Genomic DNA, 23,215 nt, shown 5'->3' on the forward strand with positions numbered 1-23,215 from the left:
GTTAAACCGCGGCGAACGCTCTTGCCGCGCCTCCGACCCCGTCGAACACTCGAAGAAAGAGAAAACCGGTCACACCCTCACCGCCGCGGGACCCAACAACCGAGAACGAGGGAGCGGAATGTTCATTTTCCTGCTGCAGGTCAGGCACATGCTCGAGGGGTATCCCGAGCTGTACCTGTTCGCGGTGTACTCGTTCCTGATCTGGGGTCTGTGGCTGACGAAACTCTTGATCAGCCAGCACTACCGGCCCTTCACGGAGCCCCATGAGGCGACGACGAGCGTCATCATCCCCGTCGTCGACGAGCCGCTCGACCTGTTCCGTGACGTGCTCGGCCGCATCATCGAGCAAGAACCGGACGAGATCATCGTCGTCATCAACGGCGCTCGAAACCTCGGGCTCGAAGAGGTCTGCGCCGAGTTCGCCCCGAAGGTGCGCTGGGTGCACACGCCGATCGCCGGGAAGCGCAACGCAGTCAAGGTCGGTGTCGAACTGTCCACATACGAGATCTCGGTGCTCGTCGACTCGGACACGGTCTGGACGCCGGGAACCCTCGAAGAGCTCGTCAAGCCGTTCGGCGACAAGCGCGTCGGCGGCGCCACCACGCGCCAGCGCATCCTCGAACCCGAGCGCAGCTGGATCACCCGCTGGGCGGACTGGCTCGAGAACACCCGCTCGCTCTACTCGATGCCGGCCCAGAGCGTTCTGGGCCAGGTCGGATGCCTGCCCGGCCGCACGATCGCCTTCCGCCGGGACATCCTGGTCCGCGTCATGGACAAGTTCATGAACGAGAAGTTCATGGGCGTCTTCCTCGAGATCTCGGATGACCGCACGCTGACGAACCTGACCCTCAAAGAGGGCTACCGCACGGTCTACCAGCACACGAGCCTGGTCTACACCGACGCCCCGACCCAGGTGAAGAAGCTCTACAAGCAGCAGCTGCGGTGGGCGCGAGGCAGCCAGTACAACACCCTGAGAATGCTGCCCTGGATGCTCGGACACGCGCCGCTGCTCGCCGTCTTCATGGTGATGGACATCGTGCTCCCGTTCCTGCTCGCCGGTGTCATCGGCGGCTGGATCTATCGCGCGGCCGTCGGTGAGGGCCACAACTTCTACGTCGCCATCCTGAACGAGTTCGGCATGAGCTCCGGGCTCATCTGGGTTGTCGCGCTGATCGTCATCTCGTCCGTGCTGAGCATGGCCATCCGCCAGCTGCGACACCTGGCCGAGCGCCCCAGCGACTTCCTGCGCCTGCCGATCTTCATCATCACCTCGACCGCGTTCCTGATGCCGATCCGATTGATCGGGTTCTTCCGGATGGGGCACGCCAGCGGTTGGGGGACGCGTGCCGGCGCCTACGCCGGCGGGGACGCCCCCACGACGGACGAACAGGCGACCGGTCGCGACATCGAGAGCGAGCGCATGCACCAAGAGCTTGCGAAGCTCGGTATCGAGCCCGCGGGGACGGATGCCTCGCCCGCGCGACCCTCGACGAACCACGCGGCCGGTCCCGGGACGGTCGCCTACGGTCCTCTGCGTCGCGGCGAACAGGGCGTCGCCGTCGCCGAGTCCCCGACGAGAGTCGCCCTCCGCCAAGACCGGACGCGCGCCACCACCGAGCAGGCCGAGGTCGCCCCGACGCCCACGGCGTCCGCCCAGGCATCCGACGTCCAAACCGCGCCGCCCCGGCGCCGTCTGAACCCCAAAGCCGCCTGGCCGTACGTGATCGGCTTGGCCATCTTCGCACTGGAGGCGATCTTCATTGTCTAGCGGACCCCGCAGCTGGTGGGCGGCCACCCCGAGGTCGGCGCGCGGCGCGGCGATCGGGGGAGCAGTCCTCGTCGTCGCCTTGACCATCACGAGCGCCGCCGTGTGGGCGAGCCCCGGAGCAGGGGAGCGTCCCCTGACCCTCGAAGAGCAGCTCGCGGCGAGCGAGGCAGAGAAGGCCGCCCTGCAACGACAGCTCGATGCTGCCCAGGCCGCGGCCGAGCGGACTCCGACGCCCGCCACGAAGCCGTCGTCGACTCCGACGCCCACGCCGACGCCGACGCAGACCCCGGCGCCCGTCCCGGACGAGGGATCCGAGCCGGAGGGTCCCGACACAGTCATCGTCTACCGGAACCAGCCCTCGCCGGTTCAGCCACGTCCACCCGCTCCGGCACCCGCTCCCGCGGCGCCCGCTCCGAGCCCGGTCACCGCGCCGGCGAAGGGCGAACTCCTGCAACCCGCGCAGCGCCACTTCGGCATGTACACGACGCAGGCGCCGTTCAACTTCGCGACCTTCGACGACGCGGCTCTCAAGGCGGGCACGCGCCAGTCGATCGTCGGGTACTTCGGCGGCTGGGACCAGACCTATCGCGGAGATGCCGTCACGAAGGCGTGGGAGCGGGGTCTCCTCCCGATGCTCACGTGGGAATCGCGACCCATCGCCTCGCAGAACGACGTCGTCGAAGAGCCGGACTACTCGCTGCCGCGCATCCTCGGCGACCCCGACAACGGCGTTCCGGGGGCGTTCGACGAGTACCTGCGTCAGTACGCCCGCGACATCGTCACGACGGGACTACCCCTCGCGATCCGTCTCAACCACGAGATGAACGGCATCTGGTATCCGTGGGCGGAGACGACGAGCAGCGGCGGATCGCTCAACGGCAACAGGCCGGGCGACTACGTCGCCGTCTGGACGCACGTGCACGACATCTTCGAAGAGGAGGGCGCGAACTCCCTCGTCATCTGGACGTGGGCGCCCAACATCATCAACAACCTCCCGTCCCGCAACAAGTCGCTCGAGTTCCTCACGGCGCTCTACCCGGGCGATGAGTACGTCGACTGGATCGGGATCTCGGGATACCTCCGCCCGCCGTACGCCGAGAACCAGGCGTTCACGTTCGACTACACGTTCGGTTCGACGCTCGCCCAACTCCGGCAGGTCGCCGACAAACCGATCATCCTCGCCGAGATCGGAGGCTCGGAGAACGGCGGCCACAAGGCCGACTGGGTCACGGATGTCCTCGATGCCTTCACGCGCCCCGAGAACTCCGACCTCATCGGTCTCTCCTGGTTCAACCTCGCCGTCACGACCATCAGCAAGGGAGAACGCGTGACGAACGACTGGCGCATCGAATCCCGGGCGGACTCGCTCGAGGCCTTCCAGACGGGCATCGCCGATCCCGCCGCCAACTTCTTCCTGAAGCCGTACTGACCCATCCCCCTGTCGCACGATTCTCACCATCCCCGCTCGTCCCGCTCCACCTTCCCCACCTCAAGGAGTGCATCGTGAAGATCATCCCCGCCCGCCCCGTGCACGCGGTTCCGCCGCTCCCCACCGACGACGCGGGCGCGCCCCTGCGCGTCAGCGTGATCGGCACCGGATATCTCGGTGCCACCCATGCCGCAGCCGTCGCCGAGATGGGCTTCGACGTCATCGGCGTCGACACGGATCCCGCCAAGGTCGCCGCTCTCGAACGCGGAGAGGTGCCGTTCTTCGAACCCGGACTGCCCGAACTGATCTCGCGGCACGTCGCCACCGGGCGTCTGCGATTCACGACGGATCTCGCCGCGGCGGTCGCGGCATCCGATGTCCACTTCATCTGCGTCGGAACACCGCAGCAGGCCTCGAGCCACGGCGCGGACCTGCGCTTCGTGGACTCCGCCACGCGCCAGGTCGTCGAGGCCATGACGCACGACGGCCTGATCGTCGGGAAGTCGACGGTGCCCGTCGGCACGGCGTCGCGACTGCGCTCGATGGTGGGGGAGACGATCGCGCCCGGAATGCACGTGGAGCTGATCTGGAACCCCGAGTTCCTGCGCGAGGGGATGGCCGTCGAGGACACTCTTCGTCCCGACCGCATCGTGATCGGCGGGGCATCGCCCTGGGCGGAGGAGCGCCTGCGCCGCCTCTACGGACCCGCGATCGAGAACGGAGCGCCCGTCGTCACGTGCGATCTGCCCACCGCCGAGCTGGTCAAGGTGAGCGCCAACGCGTTCCTCGCGACGAAGATCTCGTTCATCAACGCGATCGCCGGCCTGTGCGAAAAGGCCGGGGCGGATGTCGGGGTGCTCGCCGACGCGATCGGGTACGACGCGCGCATCGGCCGCAAGTTCTTGAACGCCGGGCTCGGCTTCGGGGGAGGTTGCCTGCCGAAGGACATCCGCGCTCTGATGCACCGCGCGGGCGAACTCGGGGCCTACTCGACGGTCATGCTCATGCAGCGAGTCGACGAGATCAACATGGACCAGCGTCAACGGATCATCGACATGACCCTCGGGGCCGTCGGCGGGTCTGTGCTGAATGCGCGCGTCGCCGTGCTGGGAGCGGCTTTCAAGCCCGACACCGACGACGTGCGAGACTCGCCGGCGCTGAACGTCGCCGCCGCCCTGCACCTGCGGGGCGCGCACGTGACGGTCTACGACCCGGCGGCGGGCGACACGGCGAAGCGCTTGTTCCCGACCCTTTCGTACGCGGACGGGATGGAGAACGCCGTTCGCGGAGCGGATGTGGTGCTCGTGCTGACGGAGTGGGACGAGTTCCGCAACGCCGACGCGGACGTGATCGGCGATCTGGTCTCGCAGCGGATCGTCGTCGATGGCCGCAACTGCCTGCCCGCGGACGCCTGGCGGGAGGCCGGATGGGACTACCGGGCACTCGGGCACGCGATTCCGGTGCCCGTGCCGATGACCGGGGCGATGCGGAAGATCGAGGCCGCGTAGCCCGGGGCCGGGGCGGCGGCGCGTCAATCCGATAGGAATATCGGGCCCGGATGATGCCGGATGGCCCGTCTGGGCCCGTTATCGGGTCGTCGTTCTTTCAGATACACGCTGGCCGGGGCTGATCGGGGCGGCTTCGGGTCGTCGGGCGAACATCCGAGAGGTTTGCTGCGGCTGAAGTCGCCCGAGAGGGGCTCCGCGGGCCGTCCCCAGCAGGTCGCACCTCTCGGATGTCCGCTGTACAGGGCCGACCGCACGGATCAGGTGGGCAGCTCGATGACGAGCAGCCCTTCCTTCGTGTCGGCGACGGCGACCCATCCGTCGCCGAAGAGGAACGTCATGCCATAGCCGTCGTCGTCGGTCGCGACGGTCGTGTCAGGGTTCTCGGTGACGTATACGCCGTCTGGCGTTTCTTCGGCCACCCAACCGCCTTCGGCCAGTTCCGCCTGGGCCTCTTCGGCATCTGCCGGATCCATGCCGGCCCACCCGTAGATCTGCACGCTGGCCGTGACGGCTCCGGCCGCGCCCCAGATGCACCACAGGCCATCGGGGATCTCACGCGAGCCGACGCGGAACACCTCCTCCTGCGCCTCCCATCCGGCCTCGACGAACGCCGCGACGACATCGGGTGCGATGAGTGTTTCGCAGGTGAGGTCTTCGGGTCGCACGACGGGCTCGATCGCGGTGGGCGTCGGCGTGGGGGTGGCTGTGGGAGCAGCACTGGGCGGCGGCGCGGATGGCGCGGCATCCGGTGTCGACGCGCATCCCGTGAGCACCAGCGCGGCCACGAGCGCGGTGGCGCCGAGGGTCGTGCGGGAACGGGGGAAAGCGCGGGAACGAGTCATGGCGTCCAGATCAGGCGGCCGGCGCGGGGGAGTGGACGAAATCGAGGAAGTTCTGGTGCAGGATGCCGTTGGTCGCCATCACCGAACGTGCCGAGAGGGTCTGTTCGCCCTCGAATGATGTGACGCGACCGCCGGCCTCGGTCACGATCGGCACGACGGCGGCGATGTCGTATTCCTGTACGCCGAATTCGGCGACGAACTCCAGGCGTCCTTCGGCGAGCAGCATGTAGGGCCAGACATCGCCGTAGCCGCGGTCGCGCTTGACTCGGCGCGTCAAGGCGACGAGCGCGTCGAGGTGACCCGTCTCGTCCCATTGCGCGATGCTCTGGAAGCTCACGCTCGCCTCGTCGAGCGTGTCGATCGACGAGACGCGCAGCCGCCGCTCGCCGCCGTCGGGCGTGTTCGTCCAGGACCCGAGGGCTTCGGCACCCCACCAGCGGCGTCCGATCGCGGGAATTCCGACGACACCCACGACCGGCAGGCCGTCGATCGCGAGCGCGATCAGGTTGCCCCACATGGGGATGCCGCGCACGTAGTTCGCCGTGCCGTCGATCGGGTCGATGATCCACTGGCGTCGGCTGTCGCCGCTCGTTCCGTACTCTTCGCCGAGGATGCCGTCGCCCGGGCGCTCCTCCGCCAGGATCGCGCGGATCGCCCGCTCGGCCGCGAGATCGGCCTCGGACACCGGCGAAGCATCGGGTTTTGTCTGCACGTCCAGGTCGACGGCATCGAAGCGCGCCATCGAGGCCGTGGCCGCGGCATCCGCGAGTCGGAGCGCAAGAGAAAGGTCGTCGGCACGCGAGTGATCGGTGTGCGCGACGCCGGGGATGGGCGACGTGGGGGAAGTCACGGCCCCAGGATACCGGCGCTTGCCTGGACGATTCGCGAGTGACGTAACCGTGATGGTAATGTTGACCCTCGGTTCGCCCGGCTCCACCTGGGCGGACCTCTGCACCTCTAGCTCAATCGGCAGAGCAACTGACTCTTAATCAGTGGGTTCTCGGTTCAAGTCCGAGGGGGTGCACTGGGAAGCCTCTGAGATCTCGCCATCTCGGAGGCTTTTCTCATGCTTGGAGGAGCGTCGGGGCTGTGCGCTATTCCCCGGTCAGGAGGCGCCGTGCGTCTTCGTCGAGGCCCCTCGGTTTGCGTGTCCGATCGCGTCGACCCGGCCACGCGAGCGTCGTGGCCGCGATGATCGTGACCCACGCGAGGAGGAGCACCAGAACCCCTCCGACGAGACCCAGTCCGGGGCTGAGGAAGTCGAACACGGGGAGCGGTATCGGGGTGGGGTCGGAGGCGGCGCCGGGCAACCTGAACCCGGATTGGAATGCCCACCAGGCCCACAGGGTCACTCCGCGGAGGATTTCGAGGGCGTGCAGCACCGCAATCGTCATGCCGGCGACGAGCGCGGCTCCTCCGACGATGAACAGACCTGCCACGGCTGAGCCGCGTTGCCACCGAGTCATTGCTCCTCCATCGATACCGTTCGCGGGAGTCTGGCACGAGCTCCATACCCGCGCGAGCATCTCGCGGCCGATCGGCTTTCCACTCCGTGAGACGGCTCGGGCGACACACCTCGCGCGGACGGTATGAATCAGGTGCCGCAACGGCGCGGACGGAACAGGAGATCTCGTGAAGATCGCACGATGGGACCACGCGGGTGAGGTCGGTGAGGGCTTCGTCATCGACGGTGCGGTCGTTCGATTCCCCGACGCGCACACGGTCGAGAGCGTCCTCAGCAGGGGCCTCGACCGGGCGCACGAACTGTTCGGCCGCGTCCACGGTGGTGGAGTGCCCCTCTCTGCGGTGACCCTGCTCGCTCCGCTCGTTCCCGCATCCGTCCGCGACTTCGCGACGTACGAAGAACACCTCGAAGGTATGACGGCGGATGCTGCGGGCCAGGGCCATGTGTCCGACGCCTGGTACGAGGCCCCGCGTTTTCGCTTCAGCAATCGGCACATGATCTTCGGGACCGGGGCGACGATCCGGCCGCCGGCGACCGAGCGGCTCGACTACGAGCTGGGCGTCGCGGCCGTGCTGGGGGGCGAGCCCGGAATCGACCTGTCACCGGAGGAAGCGGCGACGCGGATCTTCGGGTACGTGATCACGAACGATTGGTCGGCGCGAGACATCCAGTTCGCCGAGATGCAGGCCCGCCTGGGTCCGGTGAAGGGCAAGGACTTTGCGACATCCATCGGCCCCTGGATCGTGACGGCCGACGAGGTCGCGACGCGGATGACGCCGGACGGATTCCTGGCGCTTCGCGCGGAAGCGTACGTCGATCGGGACCTGACGGGGTCGGACCTCGTGTCCAATATGGCGTGGACGTTCCCCGAGCTCATTGCGTACGCCGCTCGCGCGTCCCGGGTGATGCCGGGGGATGTGGTCTGTGCCGGCGCCATGGGCAACGGGGGCAGCCTCGGCGAACTGTGGGGTCGGGCCGGGGGAGCGCTCACCCCGCGACCCCTCCAGCCGGGCGACGAGGTCGTGTTTCGCGTCGAGCTGCTCGGCGAGCTCGCGGGCACGGTCGGGGAGCCGTTCCCCGCGCGCTCACTGCCTGCCGCGCGCCGCCGGCCGAAACCTCGCGCTCGCGCGCTCTGAGCCCCGCGGGTGGCGCAGCAGCTCTTCGATGTCGTTGCGGCCGGGCGCGACGCATCCACGCCCCGGATGTCCTCCCGCTGCGCCCGTCACTCCGCCGAACCGCGGAGACTCTTCGCCCCACGATCCGGCCGGAATGCGTGCCAGCACACCGCCAGCCAGACGACACCGAAGAGGACGCTGGCCAGCGCGTCGGTGGGGTAGTGCATGCCCACGTAGAACCGGGTCAGGGCCACCCCGAGCACGATGAGGGCAGCCAACGCGACCGCGATCGCGCCGACACGGCGGCCCGCCCAGGCGACGAGGAGCAGGGCGATGGCGCCGTAGGTGACGGTGGATGCAGCGATATGTCCCGAGGGGTACGCGAGGGTGGCGGGGAGGCCCGTCAGGTGCTCGACGGACGGCCGGGGGCGACCCACGACAGCCTGGGAGAACAGGAAGATGGCCGTCTCGCCGGCGGTCGCCGTCACGAGGAACAACACGGGAGCCCAGCGGCGGGTCACGGCTGAGGCCAGAGTAACCGCGGTGAGCAGCACCATGATGATGCCGGGTGTGTTGCCCAGGGGGTCGACGATATGGGCGATCGCGGTGAGCACGGGAGTGCGGATGTCGACGAACCCGTCGATGACGGCGGCATCGAACTGCCGCACCGGCGCGAGATGGCGGGTGATGAGCAGGCCGGAGCCGATCAGCCCCGCACAGAGGAGAACAGCCGCCAGGACGAGTGTGAGTCCGCTACGCCAGCCCCCGGGCAGCGGCGCTTCGCCGATCGGAGCAGGCGGCACCGCACCCTCCGGCGGGGGATTCGCTGAGGGCCCGTGCGGCAGACGCTCCAGCGCCCGCTGCCAGCGGAGGAACGTCATCGTGGCCACCGCCAGCCAGGTCAGGGCGATGAGCCAGCCGATCGCGACGGATGCGTACCGCTGTTGGGCGACGACGGCCGCGCTGACGATTGCGGCGTCGGCGAGCGTCACCGCGACGATGGTCCATGCCCGCGCTGCCGCTGACGCGAAGGGAAGAAGCACGAGCAGCAGCACGCCCAGGGTCACTGTTGCGAACAGGACGAGGGAATCCGGGGTGATCACCGCGGTCGCGTCCAGCGGGGGCAAGAGTGCACCCGTCACGCGGATCGCCGGAGCGAGCCCGAGATCGAGGGCGACGGCGCCGGTGCCGACCGTCGTGACGAGCAGGGCGAGGCGGCTCAGGCGGCGCAGCAGGAGCCACACGAGAATCAGCGGCAGGAGAATCCAGCCGATCTGAGACATGATCTCGAGCGCGAAATCGACGATCGCATACTCCCCGGACCGATTCTCTCCCCCCGGCGAGGATGCCTCTGGGCCGGTGCCGATCGCAAAGGACACGGCCAGCCCGAGCGCCACACCGGCGATGAAGACGACCAGAAGTCCGAGGGATGACCCGGCGGCCAGGCGAAGAACCTGGCGTCGGCCGGGCCCAGTTGCGCGGCCGACCAGGGTCCGGTCATCCCACCATGATTCTGTGATGTCGAGCCCTCCTTCTCGGTGCGCCCGTCTCGCGGGCTTCTGAAAACTCTGTAAGGCCCGCGACGTCGTGGTCAAGGCCGGGCGGCGATCGCGGCGCTCTGCTATGCGGCTCCGTGGGGCCGGGTGTTGCGATGAGCGCCGGAAGGCTCTTGCGGGGGTCCGGGTAAACTGCGGACCTCATGGTGACTCACTCTCGAGCGATAGCGGGACCCGCGCTTCCCGTCGCGGCATCCGTCGCCTACGCGGTGAACTGCGCGCTGGGCATCAGCGTCGCGACTCGGATCGTGGACACTCACAGCTTCCGTTGGGTGCATCATGCCCTCTTCGCGACGACCGCCGCCCTGACGGCCGCGAGCGCGGTCGCAGCGGTCGTCGACCGGCGTGCGGGCCACGCTCTCTCCGTGGTCGGCGCGCTGGGTGTGCTCGCAGTGATTCCCTACGTCGGCACCCGCAGCTGGCGGCACAGCGCCACGGCCACGGCGGCCGCGCCGTTCTTCGCCGCCGCCCTCATCACGTCACGCAGAACCACACAGGGGTAGGGATGGAATTCCTCGATGTCGTCCGACGACGCAAGACCACGAACGGGCATCTGCTGCCCGACCCCGTCTCCGAGGAGCATCAGCGCCTGCTGATGGAGGTCGCGGGGCGGGCGCCCTCGCAGCTGAACAGCCAGCCGTGGCGGTTCGTGCTGATCGAAGAACGCGACACGATCGATGCCATCGCGGCGATCAGTGGCGAGAGCATGACGACCGCGATGTCGAACGGCACATTCTTCGAGCGGTACAAGCGGTACTTCCGTTTCAGTCAGGCCGAGATGGACGAGCGACGCGACGGGATGCTGTTCGACAAGCTTCCGGCGCCCCTTCGGCCATTCACGAGCCAGGTCTTCACGCGGCGCGGGCAGAAGCTCATGAACGGGTTGCGTGTGCCGCAGACGCTGGGGGAGGAGAACCGCAAGCTCGTCGCCGGTGCGCCCCTGCTGCTGGCCGTGCTGCTGGATCGCGAAGAGAACCGGGAGGGCGAGCTGTCGTCGTTCTACTCCCTCTTCAGCATGGGTGCGGCGATGGAGAACGTCTGGCTCACGACCGTCGAGCTCGGCATGGGCATCCAGTTCGTCTCGTTCCCGATGGAAGTTCCGGGCAACTGGGAACGCATCGAGCGCCTGCTCGAGGTGCCCGACACGCTCGACCTGATGGCCGTCTACCGTCTCGGCTACCTTCCGCCCGCGGAGCGGCGCCCGCCGATCGACTGGTCGAGCCACCAGCGCAAGCGCCCCTCGCAGTACGTCTTCCGTGGCACGTGCGCCACCCCTCAGGAGGGCTGGGACGACTGAGCGGATGCCTGGGGCCCGCAGTCCTCGGGCCCGCGGTCCTCGCCCTGCAGCTCTGGGGCCTCAGGGCTTCAGCAGCACCTTGATCGCGCGCCGTTCGTCCATCGCGGCGTAGGCTTCGGCGACCTCCGCCAGCGGCAGGGTCAGGTCGAAGACGCGGCCCGGCTCGACGGTGCCGTTCCAGACATCCGGCAACAACTCTTCGATGTAGTTGCGGACGGGCGCGACGCCCCCGCGGAGGGCCACATTGCGACCGAAGAGGGATCCCACCGGCACCGAGTTGCCCTCGGCGGGAACGCCGACGAAGCCGACGGTGCCGCCGGGGCGGACGGTCGCGATGGCCTGGTCCATGCTCTCGGGGGTGCCGACGCACTCGAGAACCGCGTCGGGCCCGATGTCGTCGAACAGGGCCTTAGCCGCGGCGATGCCCTCCTCGCCGCGCTCGGCGATCACGTCGGTCGCACCGAACTCGCGCCCGAGCGCCTGGCGGGACTCGTGGCGCGACATCAGCACGATGCGTTCCGCGCCGAGGCGCTTCGCGGCGAGCACGGCGCAGAGGCCGACCGCGCCGTCGCCGATCACGACGACCGTGCTGCCGGGACCGACCCCGCCGGACAGGGCGGCGTGGTGACCGGTGCCGAAGACATCCGACAGCGTCAGCAGATGCGGGATGAGGTCATCGGCGGGGTACTCGGGGGTCTTCACGAGGGTTCCGTCGGCGTGGGGCACGCGGACGAACTCGCCCTGGGCGCCGTCGGCGAAGTCGCCGAAGTGGTCGCGCGAGCCCCACCACGAGTGCTCGAGGCACGAGGTCGAGACGCCGTTGCGGCAGTTCGCGCAGGTCATGTCGCAGTCGTAGAACGGCGCGATGACGAAGTCGCCGACCGCCACGTTCTCGACATCGTCGCCGATGGCCTCGACGACGCCGACGAATTCGTGGCCGATGCGGGAGCCGGGCTCGGGGTCGCGGACGCCGCGGTAGCTCCACAGGTCGGAGCCGCAGACGCACGCCGCGACAACGCGGACGATTGCGTCTCGGCCCGTGCTCAGCACGGGGTCGGGGACCTCTTCGATACGGACATCGCCGGCTGCATGGATCGTCGTCGCGCGCATGTTCCCAGCCTACGCCGGGCCGTGCGCGCACGACCGGCGCGGGCCGACGGTTGACCGGCACACCGAGAGGACGCACCATGCCATGCCGGTGCGAGACCGGACGGCATGTTGCGTCCGTTCGCGTGAGTCCGCGGGGCAGAGCACCGACTCGAGAGCACCGACTCAGCGCCCCGCGGCGGCGATGCGCGTCGTCAGCTGGTGCGCATGCGCGAGGAGGGTGCGCCCGAGCCCCGCCAGGCGGTCGGGCCCGAAGCGGAACTCCACACCCGTGAGACTCAGCGCCCACTCCGGATGACCCGCACGATTGAACACGGCGGCGCCGATGCCCCAGCTGCCGGGCACGATCAGGCCCGGATTCACGGCGTAGCCGCGGTCGCGGGTCTCGCCGAGTCGCGTCCGGAGCGGCCCCGCGCCATGCGGCGCCCCCCACCGCTCATCGAGTTCGGGGTGACGATCGAGGTAGGCGCCGACATCCTGTTCCGGAAGGAACGCGAGGATCGCGAGCCCCGCGGACGCGACGCCGAGCGGAAAGCGCACGCCCTCGCTCAGCACGAACGAGCGGATCGGAAACGCGCCCTCCTCGCGCAGCAGGCAGACGGTCTCGTCGGCGCGGCGGACGGAGAGGAACGCGCTCTCCTCGGTCTTGACCGCCAGCGACCGCACGATGTCGCGCGCGAGCGCGGTGATGTCGTAGCGTGCCGCGGCGACGGTGCCCATCAGGAAGAGTTCGGGCCCCGGCATCCATCTCGCCGTTTCGTCGTCCTGATCGACGAGCCCCTCGGCTCGGAGCGCCGACAGCAGGCGGTGCGCGGTCGATCGTGAGAGGTCGGCCTGGCGCGCCAGGTCGCCCGCGGTGGCGCCGGCGGCCCCGGAGGCGGTCACGAGGCGCAGCAGCCGGGCCGCGCGGGCGATGGCCTGTGCGCCCGGAACGGTCGGTGTGTCCATAATGTGGACGCTAGTCCGCGGGTGATCCACATGGCAAGAGGGTGATTGCGCGGAGCGGATGCTGGGCGCCAGGCTCGGAGCGACAGTTCTCGCGACCGCGTGGCCGATGAGACGTACCGGATGGTGGACAGCACCGTCTTCGCCGCTCACGAGGGAGTGAATGTGATCGACAAGCAGGTGGCGAGTGCGGCCGAGGCCGTCGCGGACATCCCGGATGGCGCATCGCTCGCCGTCGGCGGCTTCGGGCTGTCGGGCAATCCGATCGCGCTCATCGAGGCGCTGCTCGCGCAGGGCACGACGGATCTCAGCATCGTCAGCAACAACTGCGGCGTGGACGACTGGGGGCTCGGCGTGCTGCTGAACGCCCACCGCATCCGCAAGATGACGTCGTCGTACGTGGGCGAGAACAAGGAGTTCGAGCGTCAGTTCCTCTCCGGCGAGCTCGAGCTCGAGCTGACCCCGCAGGGCACGCTCGCCGAGAAGCTCCGCGCCGGGGGTTCGGGGGTCGCGGCGTTCTACACGCAGACGGGTGTCGGCACGCAGGTCGCCGAGGGCGGGCTGCCGCGGCGCTACGACGGTGCGGGCAGGGTCGCGGTGGCGTCACCGCCGAAGGATGTCCGTGTGTTCGACGTGAACGGTGAGCCCCGCGAGCACGTGCTCGAAGAGGCGATCGTGACCGACTTCGCCCTGGTCCACGCCCTGCGCGGCGACCGGCACGGCAACCTGATCTTCAACAAGGCCGCGCGCAACTTCAACCCGCTCGCCGCGATGGCCGGGCGCATCTGCATCGCCCAGGTCGAAGAGCTCGTCGAGCCGGGCGAACTCGACCCGGACCAGGTACATCTGCCAGGCGTGTACGTCCATCGCATCGTCGAGGTCGGCACCGACATCGAAAAGCGCATCGAGCGCCGCACGGTGCGCGCCGCCCGTTCGGAAGGGAACTGACATGGCCCTGGATCGCCTGCAGATGGCGGCGCGCGCCGCCGCCGAGCTGACGGATGGCTCGTACGTCAACCTCGGGATCGGCCTGCCGACCCTCATTCCGAACTATGTGCCGGATGACGTGACCGTCGTGCTGCAGTCGGAGAACGGCATCCTCGGCGTGGGGCCGTACCCGGCAGACGCTGATGTCGACCCCGACCTGATCAACGCCGGAAAAGAAACCGTGACGACCCTCGCAGGCTCGTCATTCTTCGACTCCGCGACGAGCTTCGGCATGATCCGCGGCGGCAAGATCGACGTCGCCGTGCTCGGTGCCATGCAGGTCTCGCGCACCGGTGACCTGGCGAACTGGATGATCCCGGGGAAGATGGTCAAGGGACCGGGAGGCGCGATGGATCTGGTGCACGGAGCGGAACGCGTGATCGTGTTGATGGAGCACGTGGCGAAGGATGGCTCGGCGAAAATCGTCGACGAGTGCTCGCTGCCCCTCACGGGCCGCGGCGTCGTGGATCGCATCATCACCGACCTCGCCGTGATCGATGTCACGGCCGAGGGGCTCGTGCTCGTCGAGGTCGCGCCCGGGGTGAGCGTCGACGAGGTGGTCGCGGCGACGGAGCCGCCCCTGCGGGTGCCCGAGGCGCTGCGCAGCGCCGCGAGCCCGCACGCCGCAACGCCGCACGCCGCCACGGAAGGGCACGCCTCATGAACCCCGACGACATCGTCATCGTCGCCGCCGCGCGGACCCCGCAGGGTCGGCTGAAGGGCCAGCTCGCGGCGTTCACGGCGCCGCAACTCGGTGGCTTCGCCATCCGCGGCGCGCTCGAGAAAGCCGGAATCGCAGCGGATGCGGTCGACGCGGTCATCATGGGCCAGGTGCTACCCGCGGGGTCCGGACAGAACCCCGCACGCCAGGCTTCGCTCGCGGCGGGCATCGGATGGGATGTGCCCGCGTCATCCGTCAACAAGGTCTGCCTGTCGGGGCTCACCGCGATCATCGACGCGGCGCGCATGATCCGCGTCGGCGACGCGCATGTCGTCGTGGCCGGGGGCATGGAATCGATGACGCGCGCGCCGCACCTGCTGATGGGATCGCGCGACGGCTGGCAGTACGGCAGCGTCGAGGTGCTCGACCACATGGCCCTCGACGGGCTGACCGACGCCTACGACGACGAGAGCATGGGGGCATCGACCGAGCGCCACAACGAGCGGTTCGAGGTCACGCGCGAGCAGCAGGATGCGGCCGCTGCCCGCTCGCACCAGCGGGCCGCGGCCGCGACCGAGGCGGGCGTGTTCGCCGACGAGATCGTGGCGATCGAGGTACCGCAGCGCCGGGGGGATCCTGTTCTCGTGACGGCGGACGAAGGCATCCGTCCCGACACGACCGTCGAGACGCTCGGGCGCCTGCGACCCGCGTTCGCCGAGGGCGGGTCCATCACGGCCGGCAACTCGTCGCAGATTTCGGATGGCGCGGCCGCCGTCGTTCTGACGCACCGAGCGCACGCCGACGACCGCGGGTGGCCGGTGCTCGCCGTGGTGGGAGCGAGCGGGCAGGTCGCCGGACCCGACAACTCGCTGCACGCGCAGCCCGCCCGGGCGATCGCGAGGGCTCTCGAGAAGCAGGGGCTCACTCCGGCCGAGCTCGACATCGTCGAGGTCAACGAGGCTTTCGGTGCCGTGGTCGTGCGCTCACAGCGCGAGCTGGGCCTCGGCGATGACGTCGTGAACATCCACGGCGGGGGAATGGCGATCGGGCATCCGATCGGGGCATCAGGCGCGCGCCTCGTCGTGCACATGGTGCACGAACTCGTGCGGCGGGGGAGCGGTACGGCCGCCGTCGGGCTCTGCGGCGGTGGCGGACAGGGCGAGGCGCTCATCCTCCTGCGCTGAGCGGCGCATCCCTGGTCTGAAGCCCGCGGCGCGCAGGCGCCGGTCGCCGACGTCGCCCATTGCTGCCAAGACCGCCCTGTATTCACCGGAGGCACCCGGCGGACTCGACGCGAAGCGGCGGAGTCGGTGGGGAAGCGCGCGACCCCGGTCGCGAAGTCATGCACGCGCGAACGTTGGCGTCCCTCGCGAGGGTGAGAACTACTTGCGGAGGCGCTTCTTCAGCAGCTTCTGCTCGTCGCCGTGCACAGGGGAGTCGTTGGCGATCAAGCGGCCGCGGGATGCGCGGCGGGTGTCGATGATCGAGCCGATCGCGAGCGCCGCGGTGATGCCCCAGCTGAGCCAGGCCAGCGCTTCGCGCCACGTGAACTCTTGGTCGCGCGCACCGCGCAGCAGGGTGATGCCGCCGGTGAACGCCGAGATGATGCCCGTGCCGAACAGGTACTTGCGCATGTTCCCACGGTACCGAAGGTCGCGGTGCCCTGCCCACGGTTGACATTTTCGGCTCCGGATGCCCGAGCATCCGCTTCCCCGGCACCCGTCCCGGCCCCGCAAGCGCGCCGAAACACCCCGGAGGCCGCGAAAAACCCCATGCCGGCGGGGGTTTCGTCGCGCGAGAGGTGTTTCGGCGAGGGGTGGCGGTGCGGGGAACGCGGATGGCGCGAGGCCGATACACAGGTAAGCGGAGGACAGACGACGGTGAACGGATGCCTCAGGTCGGGCCCGCTTCGACACGCCAGATAACCTGGACGCAGGGCGAAAGCCCGACCTGATGCTTGTGAGAGGCTCCCGTGACGACACCGACCCCCGAACGCGCCGACTTCGTCGTTGTCGCAAACCGGCTGCCCGTCGACCGTGCCGAGAACGGCGAGTGGCGGCGCTCGCCCGGGGGCCTCGTTACCGCACTCGAGCCGATGATGCGACGTGCCGACGGCGCCTGGGTGGGGTGGCCCGGCCAGGCAGACCTCGAGGTCGAACCGTTCGAGTTCGAGGGCACGCACCTCGTGCCGATCGTCCTCAGCGCCGAAGACGTCGAGCTGTACTACGAGGGCTTCTCAAACGATACGATCTGGCCGCTGTACCACGACGTGATCGCCGCTCCGCGCTACAGCCGCGTGTGGTGGGAATCGTACGTGCGGGTGAACCAGCGCTTCGCCGAGGCGGCTGCAGAGGTCGCGGCAGAGGGCGCGACGATTTGGGTGCAGGACTACCAGCTACAGCTCGTTCCGAAAATGCTGCGCGAGCTGCGGCCCGACGTCACGATCGGGTACTTCCACCACATTCCGTTCCCCGCATACGGTCTGTACTCACAGTTGCCCTGGCGACGGCAGGTTCTCGAGGGTCTGCTCGGGGCCGACGTGATCGGGTTCCAGCGCGTCGCGGACGCGGGCAACTTCGCCCGTGCCGTCCGGCGTCAGCTGCGCTACGACACCAAGGCGTCCGGCATTTCGGTGCCGATGGGGGACGGCCGCACCCGCATCGCGCTGGCGAAGGCCTTCCCGATCTCGATCGATGCCGAGTCGTACGCCGAACTCGCCCGCTCGCCCGAGGTCCAGGCGCGTGCGCGCGAGATCCGCGAGGGCCTCGGCAACCCGCGCAAGATCCTGCTCGGAGTCGACCGCCTCGACTACACCAAGGGCATCCGACACCGCATGAAGGCGTTCGGTGAGCTGCTTACCGACCACAAGGTGGATGCCTCGGACGTCACCCTTGTGCAGGTGGCGAGCCCCAGTCGCGAGCGCGTCGTCGCCTACGCGCAGTTGCGCGACGAGATCGAACTGACGGTCGGACGCATCAACGGCACCTTCGACACCATGGGGCACACAGCCATCCGGTATCTCCACCACGGCTACCCGCGCGAAGAGATGGTCGCCCTGTTCCTGGCCGCGGACGTCATGCTCGTCACCGCGCTCCGCGATGGCATGAACCTCGTCGCGAAGGAATATGTCGCGTCACGTATCGACAACCGCGGCGTGCTCGTGCTGAGCGAGTTCGCGGGCGCGGCCGATGAGCTCGGCAGCGCTCTGCTGATCAATCCGCACGACATCGTGGGTCTGAAAGACACCATCATGCGCGCGATCGAGATGCCCGGAGCCGAGCAGGGACGACGGATGCGGTCGCTTCGGCGTCGCGTGTTCGAACACGATGTTGAGGCGTGGTCGCAGAGCTTCGTCGCAGCGCTCGACGCCGCGCGCCGACGAGATCGCGGCCCCGGCCCCCGGGAGGTGGCACCCGCATGACCGAGAGGACAGCCGACATGACGGAAGAGATTTCCGCCGCGCTCCGCCCGCTCGCCGAGACGCCCGTCCTGTTGGTCGCGCTCGACTTCGATGGCACGCTCGCCCCGCTGATTGATGAACCGATGAAGGCCCGGGCCCTGCCCGCATCAAAAGAAGCGATCGCGCGCCTCGCCGCGCTCCCCGACACGGTCGTCGCGTTCGTTTCGGGACGGATGCTGTCCGACCTCCGTATCATCGGCGAGCACGCCGACGACTCGCCCATTTACCTCGCCGGGTCGCACGGCGCCGAGTTCTGGTACCCGACCCCCGCTGACACCCCCGCCCCTGCCTCCGCCGGCCAGCGTGAGGAGAGGACTTCGGCGCGGGACGAGGGCTCTGCGGCCGAGCGAGTCCTCTCGCCGAGCCGAACTCCTCGTGCCAACCAGGATGAGGACGACGTGGACGCCGACGCGATCCGCGCCGCCGCGGACGCCGTCGTCGCCGACATCGAGGGCGCATGGATCGAGCACAAGGCCTTCGGGTTCGCGCTGCACTCGCGCCTGAGCACGGCCGACGACGCCGCACGGGCTACGAGCGAGATCGACGCACTGGTTGCCGAGCGGGCCCCGGCCTGGCGTCGGCGCACGGGCCAGGACATCCTCGAGTTCTCGTCGAGCCACGCCGGCAAGGACGTGGCGATTGCAGCGCTGCGTGAGGCGACGGGCGCGACCGCGGTGTTCTTCGCGGGAGACGACGTGACGGACGAGGATGCGATTGCGCACCTGACCGAGAGCGACCTGGGCGTGCGCGTCGGGCCGGGGGAGTCATCCGCTCGCCTGCGTGTCGCAGATGCCCAAGAACTCGCCGGAGTGTTGTCGACCCTCGCGCGGATGCGAGCAGCGCGGCAGGAATAGACTCGGAGGATGGCTCCGTTCGACCCGTCAGACCGTTCCTCCGTTGATATCAAGCCCCGCTCTCGCGCCGTCACCGACGGCATCGAGGCCACGACCTCCCGCGGCATGCTCCGCGCGGTCGGCATGGGGGATGCGGACTGGGACAAGCCCCAGATCGGCATCGCGTCGAGCTGGAACGAGATCACACCCTGCAACCTGAGCCTGGATCGCCTCGCCCAGGGTGCCAAGGAGGGCGTGCACGCCGGTGGCGGCTACCCGCTGCAGTTCGGCACGATCTCGGTGTCGGACGGCATCTCGATGGGTCACGAGGGCATGCACTTCTCGCTCGTGTCGCGCGAGGTCATCGCCGACTCGGTCGAGACCGTCATGATGGCCGAGCGCCTCGACGGCAGCGTCCTGCTCGCCGGGTGCGACAAGTCCATCCCGGGCATGCTCATGGCGAGCGCCCGCCTCGACCTCTCGAGCGTCTTCCTCTACGCCGGGTCGATCGCGCCGGGCTGGGTCAAGCTCAGCGACGGCACCGAGAAGGACATCACGATCATCGACTCGTTCGAGGGCGTGGGTGCGTGCATCGCGGGACGGATGTCCGAGGCCGACCTCAAGCGCATCGAATGCGCCTTCGCGCCCGGCGAGGGCGCCTGCGGCGGCATGTACACCGCCAACACCATGGCATCCGTGGCCGAGGCGCTCGGTCTCAGCCTGCCCGGCTCTGCCGCCCCCGCCGCCGCGGATCGTCGTCGCGACTACTACGCGCACCGCTCGGGCGAGGCCGTCGTCAACCTGCTGCGGCTCGGCATCACGACCAGCGACATCCTGACCAAAGAGGCGTTCGAGAACGCGATCGCCCTGGCGATGGCGCTCGGCGGCTCGACCAACGTCGTGCTGCACCTGCTCGCGATCGCGCACGAGGCCCAGGTCGATCTCGACCTGCACGACTTCAACCGCATCGGCGACAAGACGCCGCACATCGGCGACATGAAGCCGTTCGGTCAGTACGTCATGAACGACGTCGACCGTCACGGCGGCATCCCCGTCATCATGAAGGCGATGCTCGACGAGGGACTGCTGCACGGCGATGCCCTGACGGTGACCGGTAAGACGCTCGCGGAGAACATGCGCGACCTCGACCCGGACCCGATCGACGGCAAGGTCATCCACCGCCTCGACGATCCGATCCACGTGACCGGCGGTATCACCGTGCTGCACGGATCGATCGCTCCCGAGGGTGCCGTCGTGAAGTCGGCCGGCTTCGACGCGAACGTCTTCGAGGGCCCCGCCCGCGTGTTCGAGCGCGAGCGTGCGGCGATGGACGCCCTCGAGGCCGGACAGATCTCGGCCGGCGACGTCGTCGTGATCCGCTACGAGGGCCCGAAGGGCGGCCCGGGAATGCGCGAGATGCTCGCGATCACCGCCGCCATCAAGGGGGCCGGGCTCGGAAAAGATGTACTACTCTTGACGGACGGACGATTCTCAGGCGGCACAACCGGCCTCTGCATCGGCCATATAGCACCCGAAGCGGTGGACGCAGGTCCTATCGCCTTCGTGCGCGATGGTGATCTGATACGGGTCGATATCGCAGCTCGCACTCTCGACCTACTCGTCGATGAGGCTGAGCTCAGCTCCCGCCGCTCTGGCTGGGAACCGCTGCCCCCGCGCTACACCCGAGGCGTTCTGGCCAAATACTCGAAGCTCGTGCGCTCCGCTGCGGAGGGCGCGGTTACGGGATAGCCCGCGTCCACGGACGCGTCTTCGTCGCCGAAGCATCGTCGGCGATTCGTCACAGTCACTCCGATCGCAAGGATTCTCACCATGCCCGCCGAATCTGCCACGGCCATTCCCCGGCCGCCCGCTCGCACCGCGTCCGCGCCCGTGCTCACGGGTGCGCAGGCGGTCGTCCGCTCTCTCGAGCTGCTCGGCGTCACAGACGTCTTCGGGCTGCCGGGCGGAGCCATCCTGCCCGTCTACGACCCGCTCATGGACTCGACCGATCTGCGCCACATCCTCGTGCGTCACGAGCAGGGTGCCGGTCACGCGGCCGAGGGCTACGCCTCGGCATCCGGACGCATCGGTGTCGCGATCGCGACGTCGGGTCCGGGCGCGACGAACCTCGTCACGGCCATCGCCGATGCCTACATGGACTCGGTGCCGATCGTCTGCATCACCGGTCAGGTGTTCAGCACGCTGATGGGAACGGATGCCTTCCAAGAGGCCGACATCGTGGGTATCACGATGCCGATCACGAAGCACTCGATCCTCGTCAAGCGGGCCGAAGACATCCCATCCGCGATCGCGTCGGCATTCGAGATCGCGGGCACGGGTCGCCCCGGTCCCGTACTCGTGGACATCACGAAGGACGCGCAGCAGGCCGAGGCGCCCTTCGTGTGGCCGCCGAAGATCGATCTGCCCGGCTATCGTCCGGTGACGAAGGCCCACGGCAAGCAGATCCAGGCCGCCGCCCAGCTGCTGGCCGCCGCCAAGAAGCCCGTGCTGTACGTCGGTGGTGGTGTGATCCGCTCGAAGGCCTCTGCCGAGCTGCTACGCCTCGCCGAGGCCACGGGTGCTCCGGTCGTCACGACGCTCATGGCCCGCGGCGCGTTCCCCGACTCCCACCAGCAGCAGCTGGGCATGCCCGGCATGCACGGCACGGTGCCCGCTGTGCTCGCGCTGCAAGAGGCCGACCTGCTCGTCTCGCTCGGAGCCCGGTTCGACGACCGCGTGACCGGCAAGGCCGCGCTCTTCGCCCCGAACGCCAAGGTCGTGCACGTCGACATCGACCCGGCCGAGATCGGCAAGATCCGCGCGGCCGACGTTCCGATCGTGGGTGATCTGCGTGACGTGCTGGTCGACCTCGAGGGCGCCTACGCGGCCGCCGCTGCCGAAACGACCCCCGACATCGCGGACTGGTGGTCGTACCTCGACGGCCTGCGCGACGAGTTCCCGCTCGGCTACGCTCCGACGACGGACGGCCTGATGGCGCCGCAATACGTCATCCAGCGCATCGGCGAGCTGACGGGTCCCGAGGGCATCTACGCCTCGGGCGTGGGCCAGCACCAGATGTGGTCGGCGCAGTTCATCAAGTACGAGCGTCCGAACGCGTGGCTGAACTCCGGCGGCGCCGGAACGATGGGCTACTCGGTTCCCGCGGCGATGGGTGCCAAGGTCGCCGAACCCGAGCGCGTGGTGTGGGCGATCGACGGCGACGGATGCTTCCAGATGACCAATCAGGAGCTCGCGACCTGCACGATCAACAACATCCCGATCAAGGTCGCGATCATCAACAACTCCTCGCTCGGCATGGTGCGCCAGTGGCAGACGCTGTTCTACAACAGTCGCTACTCGCACACCGACCTGAACACCGGTCACGACACCATGCGGGTCCCGGACTTCGTCAAGCTCGCCGAGGCGTACGGATGCCTCGCCATCCGCGTCGAGAAGGAAGAAGACGTCGACGCGGCCATCAAGCTGGCGCTCGAGACCAACGACCGCCCCGTCGTGATCGACTTCGTCGTGAGCGCCGATTCCATGGTCTGGCCGATGGTGCCGCAGGGCGTCAGCAACAGCTTCGTCCAGTACGCGCGAGAGCACTCGCCGGCGTTCGGACAGGAGGACTGACCGTGAGCAAGCACGTTCTGAGCCTCCTGGTGGAGGACAAGCCCGGTCTTCTGACACGCGTCGCGGGCCTCTTCGCGCGCCGAGGCTTCAACATCGAGTCCCTCGCCGTGGGTGTCACCGAGGTGCCGGGTCTCTCGCGCATCACGGTCGTCGTCGACGTCGACGAGCTTCCGCTCGAGCAGGTCACCAAGCAGCTCAACAAGCTGATCAACGTGATCAAGATCGTCGAGCTCGACTACTCGACATCCGTGCAGCGCGAGCACATGCTCGTCAAGGTGCGCGCTGACAACGCGACCCGCTCGAACGTGATCGAGGTCGTCAACCTCTTCCGCGCCTCAGTCGTGGACTACGCGACCGACGCGCTCGTGATCGAAGTGACCGGTGACCACGGCAAGATCGACGCGTTCCTGCGCGCCGTCGAGCCGTTCGGCGTGAAGGAGCTGGCGCAGTCAGGCCTGCTCGCGATCGGTCGCGGCGGTAAGAGCATCACCGAGCGCGTCCTGCGCGGCTGACCCACCTTCACGGTCGCTGAGCTTGTCGAAGCGACACGAACCACACGGTCGCTGAGCTCGTCGAAGCGACCAGCACGAGACCATACGGTCGCTGAGC

General features: G+C 68.7%; 21 protein-coding genes and 1 tRNA gene. 15 read left to right on the forward strand and 7 right to left on the reverse strand.

What is annotated here, in order from left to right:
- Nucleotides 1-118 precede the first annotated feature (118 nt).
- The 3 genes from ACIQ0W_RS10135 to ACIQ0W_RS10145 all read left to right on the forward strand — a co-directional run bounded on the left by ACIQ0W_RS10135 (nucleotide 119) and on the right by ACIQ0W_RS10145 (nucleotide 4,705).
- A complete protein-coding gene (locus ACIQ0W_RS10135) occupies nucleotides 119-1,768 on the forward strand; it encodes a glycosyltransferase (RefSeq protein ID WP_396642689.1) in 1,650 nt (549 codons plus the stop codon).
- The gene (locus tag ACIQ0W_RS10140; RefSeq protein ID WP_396642690.1) at nucleotides 1,761-3,197 is read left to right on the forward strand and encodes a glycoside hydrolase family 26 protein; all 1,437 of its coding nucleotides are present in this window, start codon (nucleotides 1,761-1,763) and stop codon (nucleotides 3,195-3,197) included. The genes ACIQ0W_RS10135 and ACIQ0W_RS10140 overlap by 8 nt, the downstream gene beginning before the upstream one ends.
- A gap of 74 nt (nucleotides 3,198-3,271) precedes the next feature.
- A complete protein-coding gene (locus ACIQ0W_RS10145) occupies nucleotides 3,272-4,705 on the forward strand; it encodes a UDP-glucose dehydrogenase family protein (protein WP_396642691.1) in 1,434 nt (477 codons plus the stop codon).
- Nucleotides 4,706-4,962: 257 nt separating this feature from the next.
- On the opposite strand, the gene ACIQ0W_RS10150 is transcribed toward ACIQ0W_RS10145, so the two are convergent.
- Both ACIQ0W_RS10150 and ACIQ0W_RS10155 read right to left on the reverse strand, forming a co-directional pair.
- The gene (locus ACIQ0W_RS10150; protein WP_396642692.1) at nucleotides 4,963-5,547 is read right to left on the reverse strand and encodes a hypothetical protein; all 585 of its coding nucleotides are present in this window, start codon (nucleotides 5,545-5,547) and stop codon (nucleotides 4,963-4,965) included.
- A 10-nt stretch (nucleotides 5,548-5,557) separates the two neighbouring features.
- Entirely contained in the window at nucleotides 5,558-6,397 is an 840-nt protein-coding gene (locus ACIQ0W_RS10155; protein WP_396642693.1) for an inositol monophosphatase family protein, read from the reverse strand.
- Nucleotides 6,398-6,498: 101 nt separating this feature from the next.
- Between ACIQ0W_RS10155 and ACIQ0W_RS10160 the strand changes: the two genes are divergently transcribed.
- A tRNA-Lys gene (locus tag ACIQ0W_RS10160) sits at nucleotides 6,499-6,571 on the forward strand.
- A gap of 70 nt (nucleotides 6,572-6,641) precedes the next feature.
- Here ACIQ0W_RS10160 and ACIQ0W_RS10165 read toward each other — a convergent pair.
- Nucleotides 6,642-7,013 carry a hypothetical protein gene (locus ACIQ0W_RS10165; protein ID WP_396642694.1) on the reverse strand — a complete coding sequence of 124 codons (372 nt, stop codon included), beginning with the start codon at nucleotides 7,011-7,013 and terminating at the stop codon, nucleotides 6,642-6,644.
- Nucleotides 7,014-7,179: 166 nt separating this feature from the next.
- Between ACIQ0W_RS10165 and ACIQ0W_RS10170 the strand changes: the two genes are divergently transcribed.
- Entirely contained in the window at nucleotides 7,180-8,148 is a 969-nt protein-coding gene (locus ACIQ0W_RS10170; protein ID WP_396642695.1) for a fumarylacetoacetate hydrolase family protein, read from the forward strand.
- An 86-nt stretch (nucleotides 8,149-8,234) separates the two neighbouring features.
- Here ACIQ0W_RS10170 and ACIQ0W_RS10175 read toward each other — a convergent pair whose 3' ends face one another.
- Nucleotides 8,235-9,524, reverse strand: a complete 1,290-nt coding sequence (locus tag ACIQ0W_RS10175) for a phosphatase PAP2 family protein (RefSeq protein WP_396642696.1) — start codon at nucleotides 9,522-9,524, stop codon at nucleotides 8,235-8,237.
- Nucleotides 9,525-9,826: 302 nt separating this feature from the next.
- Between ACIQ0W_RS10175 and ACIQ0W_RS10180 the strand changes: the two genes are divergently transcribed.
- Both ACIQ0W_RS10180 and ACIQ0W_RS10185 read left to right on the forward strand, forming a co-directional pair.
- Nucleotides 9,827-10,186 carry a hypothetical protein gene (locus tag ACIQ0W_RS10180; RefSeq protein ID WP_396642697.1) on the forward strand — a complete coding sequence of 120 codons (360 nt, stop codon included), beginning with the start codon at nucleotides 9,827-9,829 and terminating at the stop codon, nucleotides 10,184-10,186.
- A 2-nt stretch (nucleotides 10,187-10,188) separates the two neighbouring features.
- The gene (locus ACIQ0W_RS10185) at nucleotides 10,189-10,980 is read left to right on the forward strand and encodes a nitroreductase family protein (protein WP_396642698.1); all 792 of its coding nucleotides are present in this window, start codon (nucleotides 10,189-10,191) and stop codon (nucleotides 10,978-10,980) included.
- A gap of 60 nt (nucleotides 10,981-11,040) precedes the next feature.
- On the opposite strand, the gene ACIQ0W_RS10190 is transcribed toward ACIQ0W_RS10185, so the two are convergent.
- Nucleotides 11,041-12,090, reverse strand: a complete 1,050-nt coding sequence (locus ACIQ0W_RS10190; RefSeq protein WP_396642699.1) for a zinc-dependent alcohol dehydrogenase family protein — start codon at nucleotides 12,088-12,090, stop codon at nucleotides 11,041-11,043.
- 162 nt (nucleotides 12,091-12,252) lie between these two features.
- Nucleotides 12,253-13,035 carry an IclR family transcriptional regulator gene (locus ACIQ0W_RS10195; protein ID WP_396642700.1) on the reverse strand — a complete coding sequence of 261 codons (783 nt, stop codon included), beginning with the start codon at nucleotides 13,033-13,035 and terminating at the stop codon, nucleotides 12,253-12,255.
- A gap of 162 nt (nucleotides 13,036-13,197) precedes the next feature.
- Between ACIQ0W_RS10195 and ACIQ0W_RS10200 the strand changes: the two genes are divergently transcribed.
- From ACIQ0W_RS10200 to ACIQ0W_RS10210, 3 genes are read left to right on the forward strand one after another with little or no spacing between them, the layout of a single operon-like run.
- The gene (locus ACIQ0W_RS10200; protein WP_396642743.1) at nucleotides 13,198-13,980 is read left to right on the forward strand and encodes a CoA transferase subunit A; all 783 of its coding nucleotides are present in this window, start codon (nucleotides 13,198-13,200) and stop codon (nucleotides 13,978-13,980) included.
- Nucleotide 13,981: 1 nt separating this feature from the next.
- On the forward strand, nucleotides 13,982-14,683 hold the full coding sequence (locus ACIQ0W_RS10205; protein WP_396642701.1) for a 3-oxoacid CoA-transferase subunit B: 702 nt from the start codon (nucleotides 13,982-13,984) through the stop codon (nucleotides 14,681-14,683).
- On the forward strand, nucleotides 14,680-15,864 hold the full coding sequence (locus tag ACIQ0W_RS10210) for an acetyl-CoA C-acetyltransferase (RefSeq protein WP_396642702.1): 1,185 nt from the start codon (nucleotides 14,680-14,682) through the stop codon (nucleotides 15,862-15,864). The genes ACIQ0W_RS10205 and ACIQ0W_RS10210 overlap by 4 nt, the downstream gene beginning before the upstream one ends.
- A 198-nt stretch (nucleotides 15,865-16,062) precedes the next feature.
- On the opposite strand, the gene ACIQ0W_RS10215 is transcribed toward ACIQ0W_RS10210, so the two are convergent.
- Nucleotides 16,063-16,314, reverse strand: coding sequence for a hypothetical protein (locus ACIQ0W_RS10215; protein ID WP_396642704.1), 252 nt, complete (start codon nucleotides 16,312-16,314; stop codon nucleotides 16,063-16,065).
- A 338-nt stretch (nucleotides 16,315-16,652) separates the two neighbouring features.
- On the opposite strand from ACIQ0W_RS10215, the gene ACIQ0W_RS10220 reads away from it, so the two are divergent.
- The 5 genes from ACIQ0W_RS10220 to ilvN all read left to right on the forward strand — a co-directional run bounded on the left by ACIQ0W_RS10220 (nucleotide 16,653) and on the right by ilvN (nucleotide 23,118).
- Entirely contained in the window at nucleotides 16,653-18,101 is a 1,449-nt protein-coding gene (locus ACIQ0W_RS10220; RefSeq protein WP_396642705.1) for a trehalose-6-phosphate synthase, read from the forward strand.
- Entirely contained in the window at nucleotides 18,098-18,994 is an 897-nt protein-coding gene (locus tag ACIQ0W_RS10225) for a trehalose-phosphatase (protein ID WP_396642706.1), read from the forward strand. Before ACIQ0W_RS10220 ends, ACIQ0W_RS10225 begins: the two co-directional genes overlap by 4 nt.
- 9 nt (nucleotides 18,995-19,003) lie before the next feature.
- Complete coding sequence (gene ilvD, locus ACIQ0W_RS10230) at nucleotides 19,004-20,722, forward strand: dihydroxy-acid dehydratase (protein WP_396642707.1); 1,719 nt, start codon at nucleotides 19,004-19,006, stop codon at nucleotides 20,720-20,722.
- A gap of 81 nt (nucleotides 20,723-20,803) precedes the next feature.
- On the forward strand, nucleotides 20,804-22,606 hold the full coding sequence (locus ACIQ0W_RS10235) for an acetolactate synthase large subunit (RefSeq protein WP_396642708.1): 1,803 nt from the start codon (nucleotides 20,804-20,806) through the stop codon (nucleotides 22,604-22,606).
- Nucleotides 22,607-22,608: 2 nt separating this feature from the next.
- Nucleotides 22,609-23,118 carry an acetolactate synthase small subunit gene (gene ilvN / locus ACIQ0W_RS10240; RefSeq protein ID WP_396642709.1) on the forward strand — a complete coding sequence of 170 codons (510 nt, stop codon included), beginning with the start codon at nucleotides 22,609-22,611 and terminating at the stop codon, nucleotides 23,116-23,118.
- The last annotated feature ends 97 nt before the right edge of the window (nucleotides 23,119-23,215 follow it).

The sequence above is a fragment of the Microbacterium sp. genome, from assembly GCF_044340635.1.
Classification (GTDB): Bacteria; Actinomycetota; Actinomycetes; order Actinomycetales; family Microbacteriaceae; genus Microbacterium.

Coding starts and splice junctions, on each gene's coding strand:
- ACIQ0W_RS10135 (WP_396642689.1), top strand. CDS start 119: ATGTTCATTTTCCTGCTGCAGGTCAGGCACATGCTCGAGGGGTATCCC.
- ACIQ0W_RS10150 (WP_396642692.1), bottom strand. CDS start 5,547: ATGACTCGTTCCCGCGCTTTCCCCCGTTCCCGCACGACCCTCGGCGCC.
- ACIQ0W_RS10165 (WP_396642694.1), bottom strand. CDS start 7,013: ATGACTCGGTGGCAACGCGGCTCAGCCGTGGCAGGTCTGTTCATCGTC.
- ACIQ0W_RS10180 (WP_396642697.1), top strand. CDS start 9,827: ATGGTGACTCACTCTCGAGCGATAGCGGGACCCGCGCTTCCCGTCGCG.
- ACIQ0W_RS10185 (WP_396642698.1), top strand. CDS start 10,189: ATGGAATTCCTCGATGTCGTCCGACGACGCAAGACCACGAACGGGCAT.
- ACIQ0W_RS10190 (WP_396642699.1), bottom strand. CDS start 12,090: ATGCGCGCGACGACGATCCATGCAGCCGGCGATGTCCGTATCGAAGAG.
- ACIQ0W_RS10195 (WP_396642700.1), bottom strand. CDS start 13,035: ATGGACACACCGACCGTTCCGGGCGCACAGGCCATCGCCCGCGCGGCC.
- ACIQ0W_RS10205 (WP_396642701.1), top strand. CDS start 13,982: ATGGCCCTGGATCGCCTGCAGATGGCGGCGCGCGCCGCCGCCGAGCTG.
- ACIQ0W_RS10210 (WP_396642702.1), top strand. CDS start 14,680: ATGAACCCCGACGACATCGTCATCGTCGCCGCCGCGCGGACCCCGCAG.
- ACIQ0W_RS10215 (WP_396642704.1), bottom strand. CDS start 16,314: ATGCGCAAGTACCTGTTCGGCACGGGCATCATCTCGGCGTTCACCGGC.
- ACIQ0W_RS10225 (WP_396642706.1), top strand. CDS start 18,098: ATGACCGAGAGGACAGCCGACATGACGGAAGAGATTTCCGCCGCGCTC.
- ilvD (WP_396642707.1), top strand. CDS start 19,004: ATGGCTCCGTTCGACCCGTCAGACCGTTCCTCCGTTGATATCAAGCCC.
- ACIQ0W_RS10235 (WP_396642708.1), top strand. CDS start 20,804: ATGCCCGCCGAATCTGCCACGGCCATTCCCCGGCCGCCCGCTCGCACC.